We start from the raw sequence: 15,695 nt of genomic DNA, 5'->3' as shown, positions 1-15,695 counted from the left end.
AGCGGTGGACCGGCCAACATCCAAGTTGACTGACACACTGCCATCGCGAGCAAGCTCGCTCCCACAGGTGTTTCCGGGGCCTGGACTTAGCCGCCAGGTATCGATCGCGCAAACTACAAGATTTTCAGATTCGATTCGCCAGAATCGCCCTTCATTAAACTTTATTTATTCACAAGCCTTGGCGATACAGGCATATAGCGCTGCTATCGCCCATACTCCTAAAATGCGACGTTTTCTTTAAAAGTCGTTGCTCAACGGCACCTTCAACTCCATCGAGTCTACTCGCGTGAAAATCCGTCTTTCGATCATCAGCCTGTTCATCGCTTTCACAGGCCCCTTCATCACGCACAATGCCGTTGCACAGGAAACCATCGCGGCCCCTCGGGATTCAGCCAAGCTGCAAGTGGCCTCGGGCAGCGCGATGCTGTTGGACCTGCAGACGGATAAAGTCGTTTATTCGAGCAACCCGGACGTGGTGGTGCCTATCGCTTCGGTGACCAAGTTGATGACCGGCCTGATTGTGCTGGATGCCAAACAGAACCTGGATGAATACATTTCCATCACCATCGCCAACACCCCAGAGATGAAGGGCGTGTTTTCCCGGGTCAAGCTCAACAGCGAACTGTCGCGCCGGGACGTACTGCTGATCGCCCTGATGTCTTCGGAAAACCGCGCCGCCGCCAGCCTCGCCCACCACTATCCGGGCGGCTATGCGGCATTCATTGCCGCCATGAACGCCAAGGCCAAGGCATTGGGCATGACCAGCACTCATTACGTCGAACCCACGGGCCTGTCGATCAACAACGTCTCCACCGCCCGGGACCTGACCAAGCTGTTGATCGCCGCCCGCAAGTACCCACTGCTGAGCGAACTGAGTACGACCAAGGAAAAGACCGTTACCTTCCGCAAGCCTGTGTACAGCCTGGGATTTCGCAACACCGACCACCTGGTCCACAAGGCCAACTGGGATATCCAGTTGACCAAGACCGGCTTCACCAACCAGGCCGGCCACTGCCTGGTGCTGGTGACGAAGATGGGCAATCGCCCGATGGCGCTGGTGATCCTCGACGCCTTTGGCAAGTACACGCACTTCGCTGATGCCAGCCGGATTCGTAGCTGGGTGGAAACCGGAAAAAGCGCCGCCGTGCCCGCGGTGGCCCTGCAATACAAGGCCGCCAAGAATCTCAAGAGCCGCCAGAGTGGCGTGGTGGAAGCCTCCAAATAATTCAACGGCACAAAACTGTGGGAGCAAAGCTTGCTCGCGATAGGGATGGGCCAGTCGACAATGCCGTTGACTGGCCTGCCACCATCGCGAGCAAGCTTTGCTCCCACAGGTTATTTATGGCTTCAAGTCACCCAGCGGATCATAGGGTTTGGGCTTGCGCTCATCCTTCTTATCCAGGGGCGCCTTGGCCGGCCCTACCGGATCGACCTGGGGATCCTCAAGGTCCGGCGAATCCGGATCGAACCCCAGGTCATCACCGCTGGAATGCTCTGATGAATGTGGCCCCGAAGGTGTTTTCGACTGTGCCATGCGTGCCTCCTCCAATCACGGGCGGAAAAATCCCCAACCCTGACGATAAGAGCCTCAAGCCCGCGAGGTCGTGCCCGACAAGTGACGAACGGGACGCTCGATCAATGCGCAGCGCCCAGGGCCTTGGTGGCCCGCGCCGCGGCTTGCTCCTGCCCTGCCCCACCCAGATCAGCCGCCGCTTTCAGCCAGCGCTGCGCGTCGACATTGGCGGGAAGCTGCGTGGGTCGCTGGACCAGCACCGCCCAGCCGCCGGCGCTCTGGAAGGCCGACTCGAAGGCACTGAAGCTCATCAACTGCCGCCGGTTCATGCCTGCACGCAGCAACACCGTCTGCTTCTGACGGTTGTAGCCGGCGAGAATCCCATACCGAGGCGCGGCCCAGAACGCCGAACCGTCGATATAGCGCACCAGCACCGGATAGCCCGCCGCGACCTGCTCCAACAGCGCAGGCAGCTTGGCGTCCAGGGGATACACCAGCAGCCCGTACTCTCGTGCCAGGGTGGGCATATTCTGCTGCAAATCGGCTTCGCCACCGGGCAGGTGCAATGGTTTTTCCAACAACCCCGGGGTGATCACAGTGCCTTGCAACGTCAATAAGGCGGCCAGGGACTGCGGAGCCCCCTGGTACATTTCGCCACGGTAGAACGGCACGCTATTGAGCTCCACCCGCTCGGGCAGGCGCTGGATCTGCGGCGATACGCTGCCCGCGCAACCCGCCAGGGCGACGAGGCAGGACACCGCCAGTACCAGTGATCGAAACGATGAAATGACCGGCGACATGACGACTCTCTTGTTCAGGCACCCGGCATCCGGGCCGGGCTTGGGTCGACGATCATAAGGTGCGCACAGCCCTGGGTATAGCGATAAGCATCGTTTTACGGCGGCAATAGAACGAACCGATCCGAACCCCAACGCCATGGATCGATCAGTTGCAACACTTGAGCGACTAGACTGTCCATTGTACTGGGTGCGATATCCCGAACCGGGGATAGAAGGAGGCACGAATGAGCCTGACCACGACAATCCTGATGCTGATATTCGGCTGGCTGAGCGTAGCCACGGCCATGCTGTGGGGAGTGCTTCGAATCGCTCGGCGCCATCATCATGCGCCACCTGCGCCATCGGAAAAAGCCGCCAAACCTGCCCGGCGCCACGCCGCCGCACACTGACCCTTCACGTTCAAACCCATAACGCTCAAATAAAAAAAGCCACCCGGGCCTGGACCCGGGTGGCTTCTGTCTGCCTGGAATCAGGCGTTGTCGGCCAGCGCCTTTTCCTTGGCCCGACGGGACAACATGTTCAACACCTCGATCGCCGCCGAGAACGCCATGGCCGCATAGATATAGCCTTTCGGTACATGGGCGCCGAAGCCTTCGGCGATCAGCGTCATGCCGATCATGATCAGGAAGCCCAGGGCCAGCATGACCACCGTCGGGTTGTCATTGATGAACTTGGCGAGCGGTTCAGCCGCCAACAGCATCACCAGCACCGATACGACGACGGCGATGATCATGATCGGCAAATGCTCGGTCATGCCCACGGCGGTGATGATGCTGTCGATGGAGAACACCAGGTCCAACATCAGGATCTGACCGATGGCCGCGGCAAAGCCCAGGGTCACGCCGGACGTGGCCGACTTGGGATCATTTGGCGCAGGATCCATGCTGTGGTGGATTTCAGTGGTCGCTTTCCACAGCAGGAACAGGCCACCGGCGATCAGGATCATGTCTTTCCAGGAGAACGCCTGGCCCAGGATTTCGATGACCGGTTCGGTCAACTGCACAATAAAGGCAATGGTGCTCAACAAGCCCAGGCGCAGGATCAGTGCCATGCCGATACCGATCCGCCGAGCCTTGGCACGATGCTGTACGGGCAGCTTGTTGGTCAGAATCGAAATGAAGATCAGGTTATCGATGCCTAGCACGATTTCCATCACGACCAGAGTCGCCAGGGCAATCCACGCGGTGGGGCTGGCGGCGAGCTGTAAAAGATAATCCATGGGTCAGTCCTGACTGATGTGACGCGTTAGATGGTTTTGGTAGGGGTTTGTGTTTCGTCAGCTTCGTCCGCCGGCTCTTTCTTCGGGCTGATCAAGCCACCGGTGGCTTCGCTGATCGCCTGTTCGGCGGCCTTGTGGGTCTCGTCGATGGCCTGCTTGGCGGTTTCCGCTGCCTGTCCCATCAGTTGCTGGGCACTTTTTTCAGCCTGTTCACAACCTGCCAGTGTCGTTACGGACATCACCAACAGGGCTGCCAGCCCCAGGGATTTGTATGTCATGGAATCAATGCCTCTTGGGAGAATAAAAGGAGCACGAAAAGTGGCCCACCAATGGCGAGGCATTCTAGAGACGCGAATACTTCAGGAAAATTCGTATTTTCAGCGGTTATACTTCGGTTTTTACGAAGCAATGTGATCCCATGCTCAATTATCGACAACTGCATTACTTCTGGGTGGTGGCGAAAACCGGCAGCATCGTGCGCGCGTGCGAGCAGTTGAACCTGACGCCACAAACCATCAGCGGTCAGATTTCCCTGTTCGAGCAGACGTATAACATCAAACTGTTTCGCCGTGTCGGGCGGCAGTTGGAACTGACCGAAGCCGGCCGCCAGACGCTCCCCTACGCCGAACACATGTTCCAGTTGGGCGGCGAACTGGAACTGATGCTGCGGGCCCAGCCCAACGAACAACAGACCCTGTTCCGGGTCGGGGTGGCGGATGTGGTGCCCAAATCCATCGTCTATCGACTGCTGGCGCCGACCATGGAGTTGAGTGAGCCGCTGCGCATCACCTGCCGCGAGGACAAGCTCGAACGGCTACTGGCGGACCTGGCGATCCAGCGTCTGGACCTGGTGATTTCCGATAGTCCGATGCCGACTCACCTGGACATCAAGGGCTACAGCCAGAAACTGGGGGAATGCGGGATCAGTTTTTTCGCCACCGCCGCGCTGGCCGAACGCTACGGGCAGGATTTCCCCCATGGCCTGCATGACGCTCCGCTGCTGATTCCCGGGCCGGAGACCGTGGTGCGCAGCCGCTTGCAACGCTGGTTCGCCGAACAACAGATCCAGCCGCGCATCGTCGGCGAATTCGACGACAGCGCACTGATGCAGGCCTTCGGTCAATCCGGCAGCGGGATTTTCATCGGCCCGAGCGTGATTGCCGAAGAGGTCAAGCGCCAATACGGCGTAGAAGTGATCGGCCAGACCGATGCGGTGAGTGAGTCCTTCTACGCCATTTCCGTGGAACGCAAGGTCAGCCACCCCGGCATCGTCGCGATTGCCGAAGGTGCGCGTCGCGAGTTGTTCAGCACTTAGCCATCCATGCAAGTCGCACGGGGCTTGACGGTCATCAGCAGCAACGCCAGCAGAATCGACACAAAGATGAACCCGGCTGCAGCGAACCCGACACTGCCCAGGCCCAGGTTATCGATGACTCGGCCACCAACCATCGCCCCCAGGCCAATCCCCAGGTTGGCCCCGGCAATGTTCAACGAGGCGGCAAACGCCGGCGCCTGCGGGGCCGCCTTCATCAGCCGCACATGACTGACCAGGAACAAAGCGGCCTGGGTCACGCCCCAGATGCCCATCGCCGCCGCCAGCGCGAGGGGCGAATGAATGCTCGGCACCAACGCCACCATGCCGCCGATCAGGAACAGGCAGAACACCATCGACGCAATCAACGGATGCCGGTCCACCGCACGGCCGCCCAGGGAATTGCCCAGTAGCCCGACTGCACCAAAGCCCATCAGGCACCAGCCCACCAAGGTGCCATCGAATCCGGCGAGGCGCTCGAGGATATCCGCCAGATAGGTGTAGGCGGTGAACATGCCGCTGAACACCAGGATCGACAACAGCACGTGCCCCTGCATCAGTGGGCTGCGCAGGATCTTCAATTGGGAACGGAAGCTCACCTGATGCTGGTGCAAATTGGTTTTTGGCAAATAGATAAACAGCAACAAGGCCTTGGCAAAGGCAATGACCGCCAGGATCGCAAACGCGCTGCGCCAGCCAAACGCATCGGCAATCAGCGTGCCCACTGGAATGCCGAACACCGTGGCGCAGACGATGCCGAAGCCGATCCGGGCGATGGCCCGCCCGGCCAGCTGCGGCCCGACAATGTCCACCGCCGTTTCACTGGCCAGCGCCCAGAACACCGGCAGGCCCAGGGCCGGGATCAACCGGGCAATGGCCATCACCCAGATGTTGGGGGCGAAGGTGGCCAGCAGGTTGGCCAGGCCGAACATCACCAGCACGCTGATAAACAGCTTGCGCCGCTCGAAGCGAGCGAACCAGGCCGTCAGGAATGGCCCGAAGGCCGCTACCGTAAACGCGAACAACGTCACCAGCAGCCCCGCCTGGGGAATGGTGACGTGCAGGTCGCGGGCAATGGACGGTAACAGGCCAACGATGACGAATTCCGTGGTCAGCACGGTAAAACCGGCGGCCGACAACAGGAAAATGGGTAACAACATGCAGAACTCCAGCAAAACGACGACACCAGCGTTAGCCGGAGGCCCGCTGGCGGAAAGAAAGTGAGAGCGACAAAGCCTAACAGAATGCGTGCGTCATACAAACGCTCGGCATGACCCGGATAAGGGTGACGGACTGTCACAGGTCCGTCAGATTTTTCATCGGCTGTGATAAAGTCCGCGGCCTGCAAATGCCCTACTTTCTCTCGGTCCGCTCATGTGGCCTGCCCGCTTGTTGCCCTGATTCGTCGACCGTTGAACACAATAAAATCAGAGATGCCGCTATGACAGCTTCGTCCGTTACCCCTTTGCAACGCCTCAAACGCACCAGCCTGGTGGCGCAAATCATCATTGGCCTGATCGCCGGTATTGTCCTGGCATGGCTGGCGCCCGACCTGGCGAAATCCACCGCGTTCATTGGCAAGGTCTTCGTGTCCGCACTCAAGGCCGTGGCGCCGATTCTGGTGTTCGTGCTGGTCATGGCGTCCATCGCCAACCACAAGCACGGCCAGGAAACCCATATCCGCCCCATCCTGTTTCTCTACCTGCTGGGCACCTTCGCCGCGGCGGTGGTCGCGGTGGTTGCCAGTATGCTGTTTCCGTCCAGCCTGGTGCTGTCGACCCAAGACGTCGCGGTCACAGCGCCCGGAGGCATCAGCGAGGTGCTGCAAAGCTTGCTGCTGAGCGTGGTGGATAACCCGGTCCGGGCGCTGATGGACGGTAACTTCATCGGCATCCTGGCCTGGGCCATCGGCATGGGCATCGCCATTCGTCATGCGGGCCAGACCACGCGTACCGTGCTCGAAGACCTGTCCAACGGCGTGACCGTGATCGTGCGCCTGGTCATCCGCTTCGCCCCGCTGGGGATCTTCGGGCTGGTGGCCTCGACCCTGGCCACGTCCGGCTTCGGCGCCCTGCTCGGCTACCTGCAACTGCTCACTGTACTGATCGGTTGCATGCTGTTCGTGGCGTTGGTGGTCAACCCACTCATCGTGTTCTGGAAACTGCGTCGCAACCCTTACCCACTGGTGTTCACCTGCCTGCGGGAAAGTGGCATCACGGCGTTTTTCACGCGCAGCTCGGCGGCGAATATTCCGGTGAACCTGGAACTGAGCAAACGCCTGGGCCTGCACGAAGACACCTATTCGGTGTCGATCCCCCTGGGCGCGACCATCAACATGGCCGGCGCCGCCATCACCATCACCGTACTGACCCTGGCGGCCGTACACACCCTGGGTATTGTGGTGGACGTGCCAACCGCCGTGCTGCTGAGCGTTGTCGCCGCCATTTGCGCGTGCGGTGCATCCGGGGTGGCCGGCGGTTCGCTGTTGCTGATTCCCCTGGCGTGCAGCCTGTTTGGCATTCCCAGTGAGATCGCCATGCAAGTGGTCGCGGTGGGCTTCATCATCGGTGTCCTGCAGGACTCGGCGGAGACGGCGTTGAACTCGTCGACGGATGTGCTGTTCACGGCGGCGGCGTGCCTGGGTGAGGAAGAGAAGCTCGCCCGTACGGCGTGACAATTGCTGTGGCTGTGGGCTTGTCATCGCGAGCAGGCCCGCACCCACAGGGGCAGCGGCGCTCACACAATAGCCGCTACGCCACCAATCCTTTGTGGGAGCGAGCCTGCTCGCGATAGCGGCGCCGAGGATGTAACAGACAGCCACAAAAAAGCCCGGGAACGGCCCACACCGTCCCGGGCTTTTTCATGCCTGCGGGGTTAGAACGCGCCCATGTAGTCGCGCTTGCCCACTTCCACGCCATTGTGGCGCAGTAATGCATAAGTGGTGGTGACGTGGAAGAAGAACTGCGGCAGGCCGTAGGTCAGCAGATAATTCTGGCCGCTGAAGCGCTTCTCCTTCGGCGTCCCCGGGCGGGTAACGATTTCGATGCCTTCCTTGCCATCGATCTGCGCAGGGCTGATGCCGTCGATAAAGGCCAATACCTTGGCGATCAGGGCTTGCAGCTCAGCGAAAGTGGTCTCGCTGTCCTCATACTTCGGCACCTCGACCTCGGCCAGGCGGGCGGACACACCCTTGGCGAAATCCACCGCGATCTGCACTTGGCGCACCAGCGGGAACATGTCCGGGTACAGGCGGGCTTGCAGGAAAGCGTTCGGGTCGATGTTCTTCGCGGTGGCGTGGGCTTCAGCCTTGTTCAGAACATCGCTCAACGCGTTGAGCATCTGCTTGAAAACCGGGACGGAAGCGGCGTACAGGGAAATAGTCATGGCAATCTCATGCAGGTGGCAGGAAAGAATGATCAAACGGCTGCGATTATAGCCACGCCTTGTTGCACGGCTTGTCTTTTATTACGCAAGGATTAGGCTAGGCGGCTTCCACAGCATAGGGAACGCGCGATGAGCATCGAAGAACAACAGCAGGCTGAAGAACCACGGCTCAATAGCACGGAAATCCGCATCCTCGGCGCGCTGGTCGAGAAACAGGCCACCAACCCCGAGACCTACCCGTTGACGCTCAACGCCCTGGTACTGGCCTGCAACCAGAAAACCAGCCGCGAACCGGTGATGAACCTCAACCCGGGCCAGGTCGGCCAGAGCCTGCGGGCGCTGGAAGGGCGCGGTTTCACCAAGCTGGTGATGGGCAGCCGCGCCGACCGCTGGGAGCATCGGGTCGACAAAGCCCTGGAGCTGGTACCGGCCCAGGTGGTCCTGATGGGCCTGCTGTTCCTGCGTGGCCCGCAAACGGTCAATGAGCTGTTGACCCGCAGCGGACGGATGCACGACTTCGAAGACGCCGAACAAGTGGTGCACCAGCTCGAACGTCTGATCGCCCGCGGCCTGGCGTTGCTGGTGCCACGCCAGGCCGGCCAGCGCGAAGACCGTTATGTGCACGCCATGGGTGACCCGGCGGACGTCGAAGCGATTCTCGCCGCCCGCCAGCACCCGGTGGAGCGTGGCGCCGGCGGCGGTGTCTCGCTGGAACGCATCGAGGAGCTCGAAGCGCGGATCGCGGCACTGGAAGAACGCCTGGCGCGGCTGGAGTAGCGGCGCCTACGCCGACCGGGCGAAGGCCACGGCTTTTTCGAATTGCTCCAGATTGGGCCGCACACCGGTGTACAGCACGAACTGCTCCAGGGCCTGGATCGCAATGACTTCCAACCCGGTGATGACCCGTTTGCCTTCGGCCCGGGCGCGTACGATCAGCGGCGTTTCCGACGGGATCGCCACCACATCGAACACAGTCTCGGCCGCGGCGATGGTCTCGGGTTCAAACGCCAGCTGGTCGGCTTCCGGGCCGCCGGTCATGCCGATCGGCGTGACGTTGATCAGCATCTGCGGCCGCCGGGCGCCCAGTTCCGCTTGCCATTCATACCCCAGGGACTCGGCCAGGGCTCGCCCGGTGGCTTCATTGCGGGCAACGATCAGCCCGTTCTTGTAGCCCCCATCGCGCAAGGCACTGGCCACAGCCTTGGCCATACCGCCGCTGCCGCGCAGGGCAAAGGTCGAATCCTGGGGCACGGCATGGCTTTGCAGCAATTGGGCGATGGCGATGTAGTCCGTGTTGTAGGCCTTCAGATGGCCGTTGGTATTGACGATCGTATTGATCGACTGGATCGCGGCGGCCGAAGGATCCAGCTCGTCCACCAGGGCGATGCAGGCTTCCTTGAACGGCATCGACACGCCGCAGCCGCGAATGCCCAGCGCGCGGATACCACCCACCGCCCCAGGCAGGTCCTGGCTGCTGAACGCCTTGTAGTAGAAGTTCAGCCCCAATTGTTCATACAAATGATTATGAAAGCGCAGGCCGAAGTTTCCGGGACGCCCCGAGAGCGACATGCACAGTTGGGTGTCTTTGTTGGGATTGATCTGCATGCGTGTCTCCTTGCATTCACTTTCGGACAGACGGAAACACCGTCGCCAAAAGTCTGTTCGATGATGATACCGCCAGGCCCGGCCCGATCTCAGGCCGCTGGATGACGCGGCGCGGTCAAGAAAAGCGCTACAGACCTTACACAATATTTACCCAACGGCGTCGAAAATCCTGAGAAAATCGCTGTCATAGCAAGTATCCCCGCGACCCTCATCGGGTCTGTTGCAGACCACAGGCGCCGGGGCCGAAACGAGGAACAGCCATGAATCGTAGACTTCCCATCATCGCCCTGCTCATGGGGGCACTCGCGGTCACCGGCCAGGCATCCGCCCACGGTCGTGGTGGTTGGGAGGGGCCCGCCGTTTTTGGTGCCATCGTCGGTTCGGCCATCGTTGGCTCAGCCATCATCAACCGTGATCGGCCGGTGTATGTGCAGCAACCGGTCTACGTCCAGCCGCAGCCGGTCTACTACCAGGCCCCACCACCGGTCTACTATCAGCCGCAACCGGTGTATGTGGAACAGCCTATCTACTATCGCCCGGCACCGGTGTATTACGGGCCACCACGGGGCTACTACTACGGCCCGCCCCGGGGTCATTACGGCCGCTGGTAAACGCCTCCCGGGCGGCACAAAAAAGCCTGTGATCATTGATCACAGGCTTTTTCATGTCTGCTGATAAACCGGTATTTGTCAGACGTGCTCGCTGCTTTTCAGTCGGATCGGCCCATGCTCCGCCGGCTCGTGGACAGGTTCCACCACAGGAATCTCGTTGCCATCACAATCATGCAGCTTGCCGTCACTGAAATAGTCGCCTTCGCGCAGTGCCGCCAGGTCCTGGTAGCGCAACACCCGCTCGGTACCGGCAGCGAAGACTGACTGCTGGTCGGAATTGCCCGCGGTGAAGTGGTTGAATGCCAGGTTCAGCACGATCGCCATGATTGCCGAAGAACTGATGCCCGAATGAAAGATGGTCGCGAACCAACTCGGGAAATGGTCGTAGAAATTCGGCGCAGCAATAGGAATCATGCCGAAGCCGATGGAGGTGGCGACGATGATCAGGTTGACGTTGTTGCGGTAATCGACTTTCGACAGCGTGCGGATGCCGCTGGCAGCCACCGTGCCGAACAGCACGATACCGGCACCGCCCAGCACCGAGGTCGGCACTGCGGCAATCACCCGGCCCATGAACGGCAACAGGCCGAGCACCACCAGGAACACCCCACCGGTCGCCACCACGAAACGGCTCTTGATTCCGGTCACGGCCACCAGCCCGACGTTCTGGGCAAAGGCACTCTGGGTGAAGGAACCGAAGATCGGCGCGATCATGCTCGACAGCATGTCCGCCCGCAAGCCGTTACCCAGACGCCTGGAGTCGACTTTGGTGTCGATGATCTCGCCCACCGCCAGGATGTCGGCAGAGGTTTCCACCAGGGTCACCATGATCACAATGCACATCGACAGGATCGCGGCGATATGGAACGTCGGCATGCCGAAATGGAACGGTGTCGGGAAGCCGAACATCGGGCCTTGGCTGACCGATGAAAAGTCCGCCATGCCGAGGAACACCGCGATGACCGTCCCCATGACCATCGCCAACAGAATCGACAAACGGGAGATGGTTGCGCTGCCCATTTTGCTCAACAGCAGCACCAGCACCAGGGTCACGGCGGCCAGGCCAATGTTCGCCATGCTGCCAAAATCGGCGGCGTGGCTGTTGCCACCCATCGCCCAACGCGCCGCCACCGGCATCAGGGTCAGGCCGATGGTGGTGATCACAATGCCCGTGACCAGTGGCGGAAAGAACCGGGTGATGCGTGAAAACACCGGGGTGATCAGCAGACCGATCAGCGACGCTGCGATCACCGCGCCGAGGATGGCTTGAAAGCCCCCTTCCCCCCCGCTGCCGACAATCGCCACCATGGTCGCGACGCCCGAAAACGATACGCCCTGCACCAAAGGCAACTGGCAGCCGAAAAACGGCAGGCCGAGGGTTTGCAGCAACGTGGCCAGGCCCCCTGCGAACAATGACGCAGCAATCAACAGGCCGATGTCCGCCGGCGAAAGCCCGGCCGCCTGGCCGATGATCAACGGTACGGCGACAATGCCACCGTACATGGTCAACACATGTTGCAGGCCGTAAGCCATATTCGCGCCGACGCCGAGGTTTTCGTCCTCGGGCCGTGGGAGTGAAACATGGGGCGTTTTCATGGTTCGGGGATTCCCTGTTTTTTGTTATGGGCACACTGTATTCAAAACTCAGGACAAATGTCCATAGAGTTGTATACAACTTATCGTGTGCACATTCGGAACAGGCCTGCGGCCAACCGCCTTTTTACCCTTGAAGCAACCCCACAAGCGCGGGCCGCAACAGCTCCCGTGGCGGCACGCGCAGGCTGAACGCCTGTTCCAGCAGATCGATCAACTCATCGGCATCGACGATCACGCGCCGCTCGCTCTCCTGCCCTATGCGATGCACGGCGTAGCTGTTGCCGTTCAGGGTCTTGCGCAATCCGTCACCGGTGCGGGCCACCATCAACCGGCCCATGAACGGCGACTCTGGATGGTTGCAGACATACCAGTTGCCGACGGTGTAATCGATGTCTTCCTGGCGTTGCAGGTCGAACAGGTACATCGGCCGCCATTCGCCGGCGACGTTGGCGCGCAACAGATAGCCGTCCGCAGGGGTCTCGATGCGGTACGGCTCATGGGGCGTGACTTGGGTATCACGGCTGTCCAGCAGCAGCGGCGCGGTGGGCACCATGCCGCCAAAACCGACGTCGGTGATATAGCGCACACCGTCGATCGTCACCAGGCTCAGCCGATGGGTCCGGGCAGGCCAGGCGTCCTCCGGCGCATTCATCACCACGCGCCCAGTGATGCCACGGGCATCGAAACCCAATGTCTGCAACAGCGCCAGGAATAACTGGTTGAGTTCATAGCAATAGCCGCCACGCCCCTCTTCGAAAACCTTGCGTTCGACCGATTCAAGGTCGATGGGCACAGGCTGACGCAGCAATGTCGACAGGGTTTCAAAGGGGAATTCAGCGGTATGCCGCCATTGCAGTTGGCGCAAGGTGTCGAGCGTCGGCGCCGGTGGTGCGTCGAAACCCAGGCGCCGCAGATAACGGGTCGTATCGCTCAGTTGGGGATGACTCATGACGGTTGTCCTTTTCCGGGGGCGGCCAGCGCTCACAACAAGCGCACGGCTAATGGGCGCAGGTATAAGGCATTCCCTTCACAGAGACAACAATCGGCCCCCTCAGCGCCGTTTACGCGAAGCCAGCCGGATCCAGGTGGGCGCATGGTCGCTGGGGTGGGGCTGGTTCCGGACCCAGGCGTCCACCCCGCCTTCGCTCAGGTAGGCGCTGGCGACCGGATTGAGCAGCAGATGATCGATGCGCAGTCCGGAGTTCTTTTGCCAGTGCTGGCGAAAATAATCCCAGAAGGTGTAGAGGCGCTCGTCCGGATACAGATGGCGCAGCGAATCGGTCCAGCCCTGGGCCAGCAACCGCTGATAACACTCGCGGCTTTCGGGCTGCAACAGCGCATCCTTGAGCCAGGAGCGCGGGTTGTAGATGTCCAGGTCGGTGGGCACCACATTGTAGTCACCGGCGAGCACCACGGGATGGTCGCTGGCCTGCAGCCCCTGGGCGTATTCGATCAGCCGTTCGAACCAGACCAGCTTGTAGTCGAACTTGGGGCCCGGTTGCGGATTGCCGTTGGGCAGGTAGAGGCACCCCACCAGCACGCCGTGCACCGCCGCCTCCAGATAGCGACTGTGGCTGTCGTCATCTCCACCGGGCAGGCCTCGGCGGCTCTCCAACGGCTGCGCGTCACGGGCCAGGATCGCGACACCGTTCCAGGACGCCTGCCCGTGCCAGATTGCCCCGTACCCCACCGACTCCAGCTCCGCCGCCGGGAAATCCTTGTCCACGGCCTTGAGCTCCTGCAAACAGACAATGTCGGGTTTTTCCCGCTCCAGCCATTCCAGCAGGTTGGGCAGCCGTGCCCGGATGCCATTGATATTGAAGGTCGCGATCCGCAGGTTTTTCATAGACCCAGCACTCGAAACGTCACGTTACTGGCTGTGACCGTCAACCCGGTGCGGTGGTTGCAACGGGTCTTCGTCAGCCCATGGCCGATGTTCCAATCGCTCTCAACGATCCGAGCGCGCCAGCGTATCCAGCCCGCCTTCTGTCGATAACACCGCCACTCGGTTGCGGCCACTGTGCTTGGCCTGGTAAAGCGCCGCATCGGCGCGCTGGATGAAGACTTCGATGCTGTCCAGGCTGCTGGGCACAAAGGCATAGCAGCCCAGGCTCACCGTGAGGAAGCCGGTCGGGGAGCCGGAATGGGTGATGTGCTTGTCGATGACGCTGCGGCGGATCTGCTCGGCCAACGCCATGGCCCCCGAAAGGTTCGTGTCAGGCAGTAGTACCGCAAACTCTTCGCCGCCATACCGTACCGCCAGATCGGCCTTGCGATGGCAGCAACTCTTGAGCACCTTGGCCACTTCCGCCAGGCAGTGATCCCGGCCACGTGCCCATAGGCGTCGTTGTAGCGTTTGAAAAAATCGATGTCGAGCATGATCAGGCTCAAGGGACTGCGCTGACGAGCGCCCCGACCGAACTCGATGTCCAGGGCCCGTTCGAACAGACGCCGGTTCGCCAGCCCGGTGAGGCTGTCATGGGTGGCAATCAGTTCCAACGCCTCCTGCGCCTTGCGCAAGTCCGCTTCGATCTTTTCGCTGTTGCGTACCTGGCGCACGAAGACCCAGCCGAACAAGCAAATGCCCAGGACCACCAGGCCCACGATGAGGCTGGATTGGAACGCCCGGTCATGCCAGCCCGCCAGGATCGATTCTTCGGACATCGCGGCGGTGACCACCAACGGATAAGCCTGTAAATGTTGATGCCCATACAGCCTGACGACACCGTCGACATCTGAACGGATGATCGCATCGCCAGACATCCCGTTGGCCGCGGTATGGTTGTAGATCCCTTCCTCGGCCAACGGGCGGCCGATCCGCGCCTCATCGAAGGGGCGCCGGGCCAACAGCGTCCCGTCAGACAAAGCCAGGGCCATCTCGCCTTGCTCATCCAGGCTGAAGCTTTTGAAGAACCGGTCGAAGTAGGACATTTTGATGCCGGCCAGCAACACACCCTGGAAGTTGCCGTCTCGGTCATTCAAGCGCCGGGAAACCGGGATGATCCACTCACCGTTTTGCCGACTGCGGATCGCCGGGCCGATATGGGGGACCAGGGAGGCGTTCTGCTGGTGGAAAACGAAATACTCTCGATCCGCCACCCCTGCCCCCCTGTGCAGGTCCTCGAAGGAGGTAATGACCCAATGGCCGTGCTTGTCGAACAGGAACAGGCCATGCAATTGCTCAAGCGATTGCACGCGGCGGGCAAAGGTTTGCTGCAAGCGTGGCTGAACCGCAGGGCCAAAACCGTCGACCTGGATCCAATCCGCCAGACTGGCCAGGACCAGATCGGCCTGGAGGAAGGTGTCCTGGGCCTGCTGGGCCATGGCCCGGGTAAGGGTGGCCGAGGCGATGCGGGCCGACGCCACGTCGTGGCTGCGGGATTGCTCCAACTGCAGGTAAAGCAAACCGCACAGGCACAGGCATACCGCCGCGATAAACGTAACCGCAGCCTTGAGCAGCGGCAGGCGTTTCAGGGCACCGGCTGGGGAATGAAAAGGATCGTAGATGGGGATTGGCAAGCGAATTCCTGAAGAGGGCAAAGCATGCGCGAATTCGCGCATAACCCCCAATATTCGTGAGCTTAGCCTACCGCTTGTAAGGCGGCAATTTGCCTGTGCAGCGAAGCCGATGGGTGGCTGGAGTGGATCCAAAACC

Annotated in this window: 16 protein-coding genes and 1 pseudogene; 6 read left to right on the top strand and 11 right to left on the bottom strand. The window is 60.9% G+C overall.

Going from position 1 to position 15,695, the window contains the following annotated elements; genetic code table 11:
• Positions 1–286 precede the first annotated feature (286 nt).
• Positions 287–1,225, top strand: a complete 939-nt coding sequence (gene pbpG / locus ACZ5M5_RS10190; RefSeq protein WP_060738325.1) for a D-alanyl-D-alanine endopeptidase — start codon at positions 287–289, stop codon at positions 1,223–1,225.
• Positions 1,226–1,339: 114 nt separating this feature from the next.
• Here pbpG and ACZ5M5_RS10185 read toward each other — a convergent pair whose 3' ends face one another.
• Both ACZ5M5_RS10185 and ACZ5M5_RS10180 read right to left on the bottom strand, forming a co-directional pair.
• Positions 1,340–1,534 (bottom strand): DUF6021 family protein, encoded by a 195-nt coding sequence (locus tag ACZ5M5_RS10185; protein ID WP_092176405.1) that lies wholly within the window; start codon positions 1,532–1,534, stop codon positions 1,340–1,342.
• Between the two features lie 101 nt (positions 1,535–1,635).
• The gene (locus ACZ5M5_RS10180; protein ID WP_060738327.1) at positions 1,636–2,313 is read right to left on the bottom strand and encodes a hypothetical protein; all 678 of its coding nucleotides are present in this window, start codon (positions 2,311–2,313) and stop codon (positions 1,636–1,638) included.
• Positions 2,314–2,537: 224 nt separating this feature from the next.
• On the opposite strand from ACZ5M5_RS10180, the gene ACZ5M5_RS10175 reads away from it, so the two are divergent.
• Entirely contained in the window at positions 2,538–2,702 is a 165-nt protein-coding gene (locus ACZ5M5_RS10175; protein ID WP_170842391.1) for a hypothetical protein, read from the top strand.
• An 80-nt stretch (positions 2,703–2,782) separates the two neighbouring features.
• Here the strand turns inward: ACZ5M5_RS10175 and ACZ5M5_RS10170 are convergent, their stop codons facing one another.
• Positions 2,783–3,532 (bottom strand): TerC family protein, encoded by a 750-nt coding sequence (locus tag ACZ5M5_RS10170; protein ID WP_060738328.1) that lies wholly within the window; start codon positions 3,530–3,532, stop codon positions 2,783–2,785.
• A gap of 26 nt (positions 3,533–3,558) precedes the next feature.
• Entirely contained in the window at positions 3,559–3,810 is a 252-nt protein-coding gene (locus ACZ5M5_RS10165; RefSeq protein ID WP_060738329.1) for a hypothetical protein, read from the bottom strand.
• 140 nt (positions 3,811–3,950) lie between these two features.
• Here ACZ5M5_RS10165 and nhaR point away from each other — a divergent pair, with 140 nt between their 5' ends.
• A complete protein-coding gene (gene nhaR / locus ACZ5M5_RS10160; RefSeq protein WP_060738330.1) occupies positions 3,951–4,847 on the top strand; it encodes a transcriptional activator NhaR in 897 nt (298 codons plus the stop codon).
• Here the strand turns inward: nhaR and ACZ5M5_RS10155 are convergent.
• Positions 4,844–6,004 (bottom strand): MFS transporter, encoded by a 1,161-nt coding sequence (locus ACZ5M5_RS10155; protein WP_072405360.1) that lies wholly within the window; start codon positions 6,002–6,004, stop codon positions 4,844–4,846. The genes nhaR and ACZ5M5_RS10155 overlap by 4 nt on opposite strands.
• A gap of 281 nt (positions 6,005–6,285) precedes the next feature.
• Here ACZ5M5_RS10155 and sstT point away from each other — a divergent pair, with 281 nt between their 5' ends.
• A complete protein-coding gene (gene sstT / locus ACZ5M5_RS10150; RefSeq protein WP_464738964.1) occupies positions 6,286–7,518 on the top strand; it encodes a serine/threonine transporter SstT in 1,233 nt (410 codons plus the stop codon).
• A 200-nt stretch (positions 7,519–7,718) separates the two neighbouring features.
• On the opposite strand, the gene ACZ5M5_RS10145 is transcribed toward sstT, so the two are convergent.
• Positions 7,719–8,228, bottom strand: coding sequence for a DUF1993 domain-containing protein (locus ACZ5M5_RS10145; RefSeq protein WP_060738333.1), 510 nt, complete (start codon positions 8,226–8,228; stop codon positions 7,719–7,721).
• 129 nt (positions 8,229–8,357) lie between these two features.
• Here ACZ5M5_RS10145 and ACZ5M5_RS10140 point away from each other — a divergent pair, with 129 nt between their 5' ends.
• Positions 8,358–9,005, top strand: a complete 648-nt coding sequence (locus tag ACZ5M5_RS10140; protein WP_103309333.1) for a YceH family protein — start codon at positions 8,358–8,360, stop codon at positions 9,003–9,005.
• A 6-nt stretch (positions 9,006–9,011) separates the two neighbouring features.
• Here ACZ5M5_RS10140 and ACZ5M5_RS10135 read toward each other — a convergent pair whose 3' ends face one another.
• Positions 9,012–9,833: a shikimate 5-dehydrogenase gene (locus tag ACZ5M5_RS10135; protein WP_192259857.1), complete on the bottom strand. Its 822-nt coding sequence runs from the start codon at positions 9,831–9,833 to the stop codon at positions 9,012–9,014.
• A 260-nt stretch (positions 9,834–10,093) separates the two neighbouring features.
• Between ACZ5M5_RS10135 and ACZ5M5_RS10130 the strand changes: the two genes are divergently transcribed.
• The gene (locus tag ACZ5M5_RS10130) at positions 10,094–10,444 is read left to right on the top strand and encodes a hypothetical protein (protein WP_060738336.1); all 351 of its coding nucleotides are present in this window, start codon (positions 10,094–10,096) and stop codon (positions 10,442–10,444) included.
• Positions 10,445–10,522: 78 nt separating this feature from the next.
• On the opposite strand, the gene ACZ5M5_RS10125 is transcribed toward ACZ5M5_RS10130, so the two are convergent.
• From ACZ5M5_RS10125 to ACZ5M5_RS10110, 4 genes and pseudogenes are all read right to left on the bottom strand, one after another.
• Positions 10,523–12,040 (bottom strand): nucleobase:cation symporter-2 family protein, encoded by a 1,518-nt coding sequence (locus tag ACZ5M5_RS10125; RefSeq protein ID WP_464738963.1) that lies wholly within the window; start codon positions 12,038–12,040, stop codon positions 10,523–10,525.
• A 124-nt stretch (positions 12,041–12,164) separates the two neighbouring features.
• Positions 12,165–12,989: an arylamine N-acetyltransferase family protein gene (locus ACZ5M5_RS10120; protein ID WP_103309341.1), complete on the bottom strand. Its 825-nt coding sequence runs from the start codon at positions 12,987–12,989 to the stop codon at positions 12,165–12,167.
• Between the two features lie 102 nt (positions 12,990–13,091).
• A complete protein-coding gene (gene xth, locus ACZ5M5_RS10115; protein WP_464738962.1) occupies positions 13,092–13,886 on the bottom strand; it encodes an exodeoxyribonuclease III in 795 nt (264 codons plus the stop codon).
• A 102-nt stretch (positions 13,887–13,988) separates the two neighbouring features.
• A pseudogene (locus tag ACZ5M5_RS10110) lies at positions 13,989–15,559 on the bottom strand (sensor domain-containing diguanylate cyclase).
• Positions 15,560–15,695 lie beyond the last annotated feature (136 nt).

The organism is Pseudomonas sp. Van50 (genome assembly GCF_055390755.1).
Note: the sequence above shows the minus strand (reverse complement) of the source record. Positions and strands in the feature narration are given on the sequence as shown.

Excerpts from the sequence above, each read along its gene's own strand:
- ACZ5M5_RS10185 (WP_092176405.1), bottom strand. The coding sequence starts at position 1,534 with ATGGCACAGTCGAAAACACCTTCGGGGCCACATTCATCAGAGCATTCC.
- ACZ5M5_RS10180 (WP_060738327.1), bottom strand. The coding sequence starts at position 2,313 with ATGTCGCCGGTCATTTCATCGTTTCGATCACTGGTACTGGCGGTGTCC.
- ACZ5M5_RS10175 (WP_170842391.1), top strand. The coding sequence starts at position 2,538 with ATGAGCCTGACCACGACAATCCTGATGCTGATATTCGGCTGGCTGAGC.
- ACZ5M5_RS10170 (WP_060738328.1), bottom strand. The coding sequence starts at position 3,532 with ATGGATTATCTTTTACAGCTCGCCGCCAGCCCCACCGCGTGGATTGCC.
- ACZ5M5_RS10165 (WP_060738329.1), bottom strand. The coding sequence starts at position 3,810 with ATGACATACAAATCCCTGGGGCTGGCAGCCCTGTTGGTGATGTCCGTA.
- nhaR (WP_060738330.1), top strand. The coding sequence starts at position 3,951 with ATGCTCAATTATCGACAACTGCATTACTTCTGGGTGGTGGCGAAAACC.
- ACZ5M5_RS10155 (WP_072405360.1), bottom strand. The coding sequence starts at position 6,004 with ATGTTGTTACCCATTTTCCTGTTGTCGGCCGCCGGTTTTACCGTGCTG.
- sstT (WP_464738964.1), top strand. The coding sequence starts at position 6,286 with ATGACAGCTTCGTCCGTTACCCCTTTGCAACGCCTCAAACGCACCAGC.
- ACZ5M5_RS10145 (WP_060738333.1), bottom strand. The coding sequence starts at position 8,228 with ATGACTATTTCCCTGTACGCCGCTTCCGTCCCGGTTTTCAAGCAGATG.
- ACZ5M5_RS10140 (WP_103309333.1), top strand. The coding sequence starts at position 8,358 with ATGAGCATCGAAGAACAACAGCAGGCTGAAGAACCACGGCTCAATAGC.
- ACZ5M5_RS10135 (WP_192259857.1), bottom strand. The coding sequence starts at position 9,833 with ATGCAGATCAATCCCAACAAAGACACCCAACTGTGCATGTCGCTCTCG.
- ACZ5M5_RS10130 (WP_060738336.1), top strand. The coding sequence starts at position 10,094 with ATGAATCGTAGACTTCCCATCATCGCCCTGCTCATGGGGGCACTCGCG.
- ACZ5M5_RS10125 (WP_464738963.1), bottom strand. The coding sequence starts at position 12,040 with ATGAAAACGCCCCATGTTTCACTCCCACGGCCCGAGGACGAAAACCTC.
- ACZ5M5_RS10120 (WP_103309341.1), bottom strand. The coding sequence starts at position 12,989 with ATGAGTCATCCCCAACTGAGCGATACGACCCGTTATCTGCGGCGCCTG.
- xth (WP_464738962.1), bottom strand. The coding sequence starts at position 13,886 with ATGAAAAACCTGCGGATCGCGACCTTCAATATCAATGGCATCCGGGCA.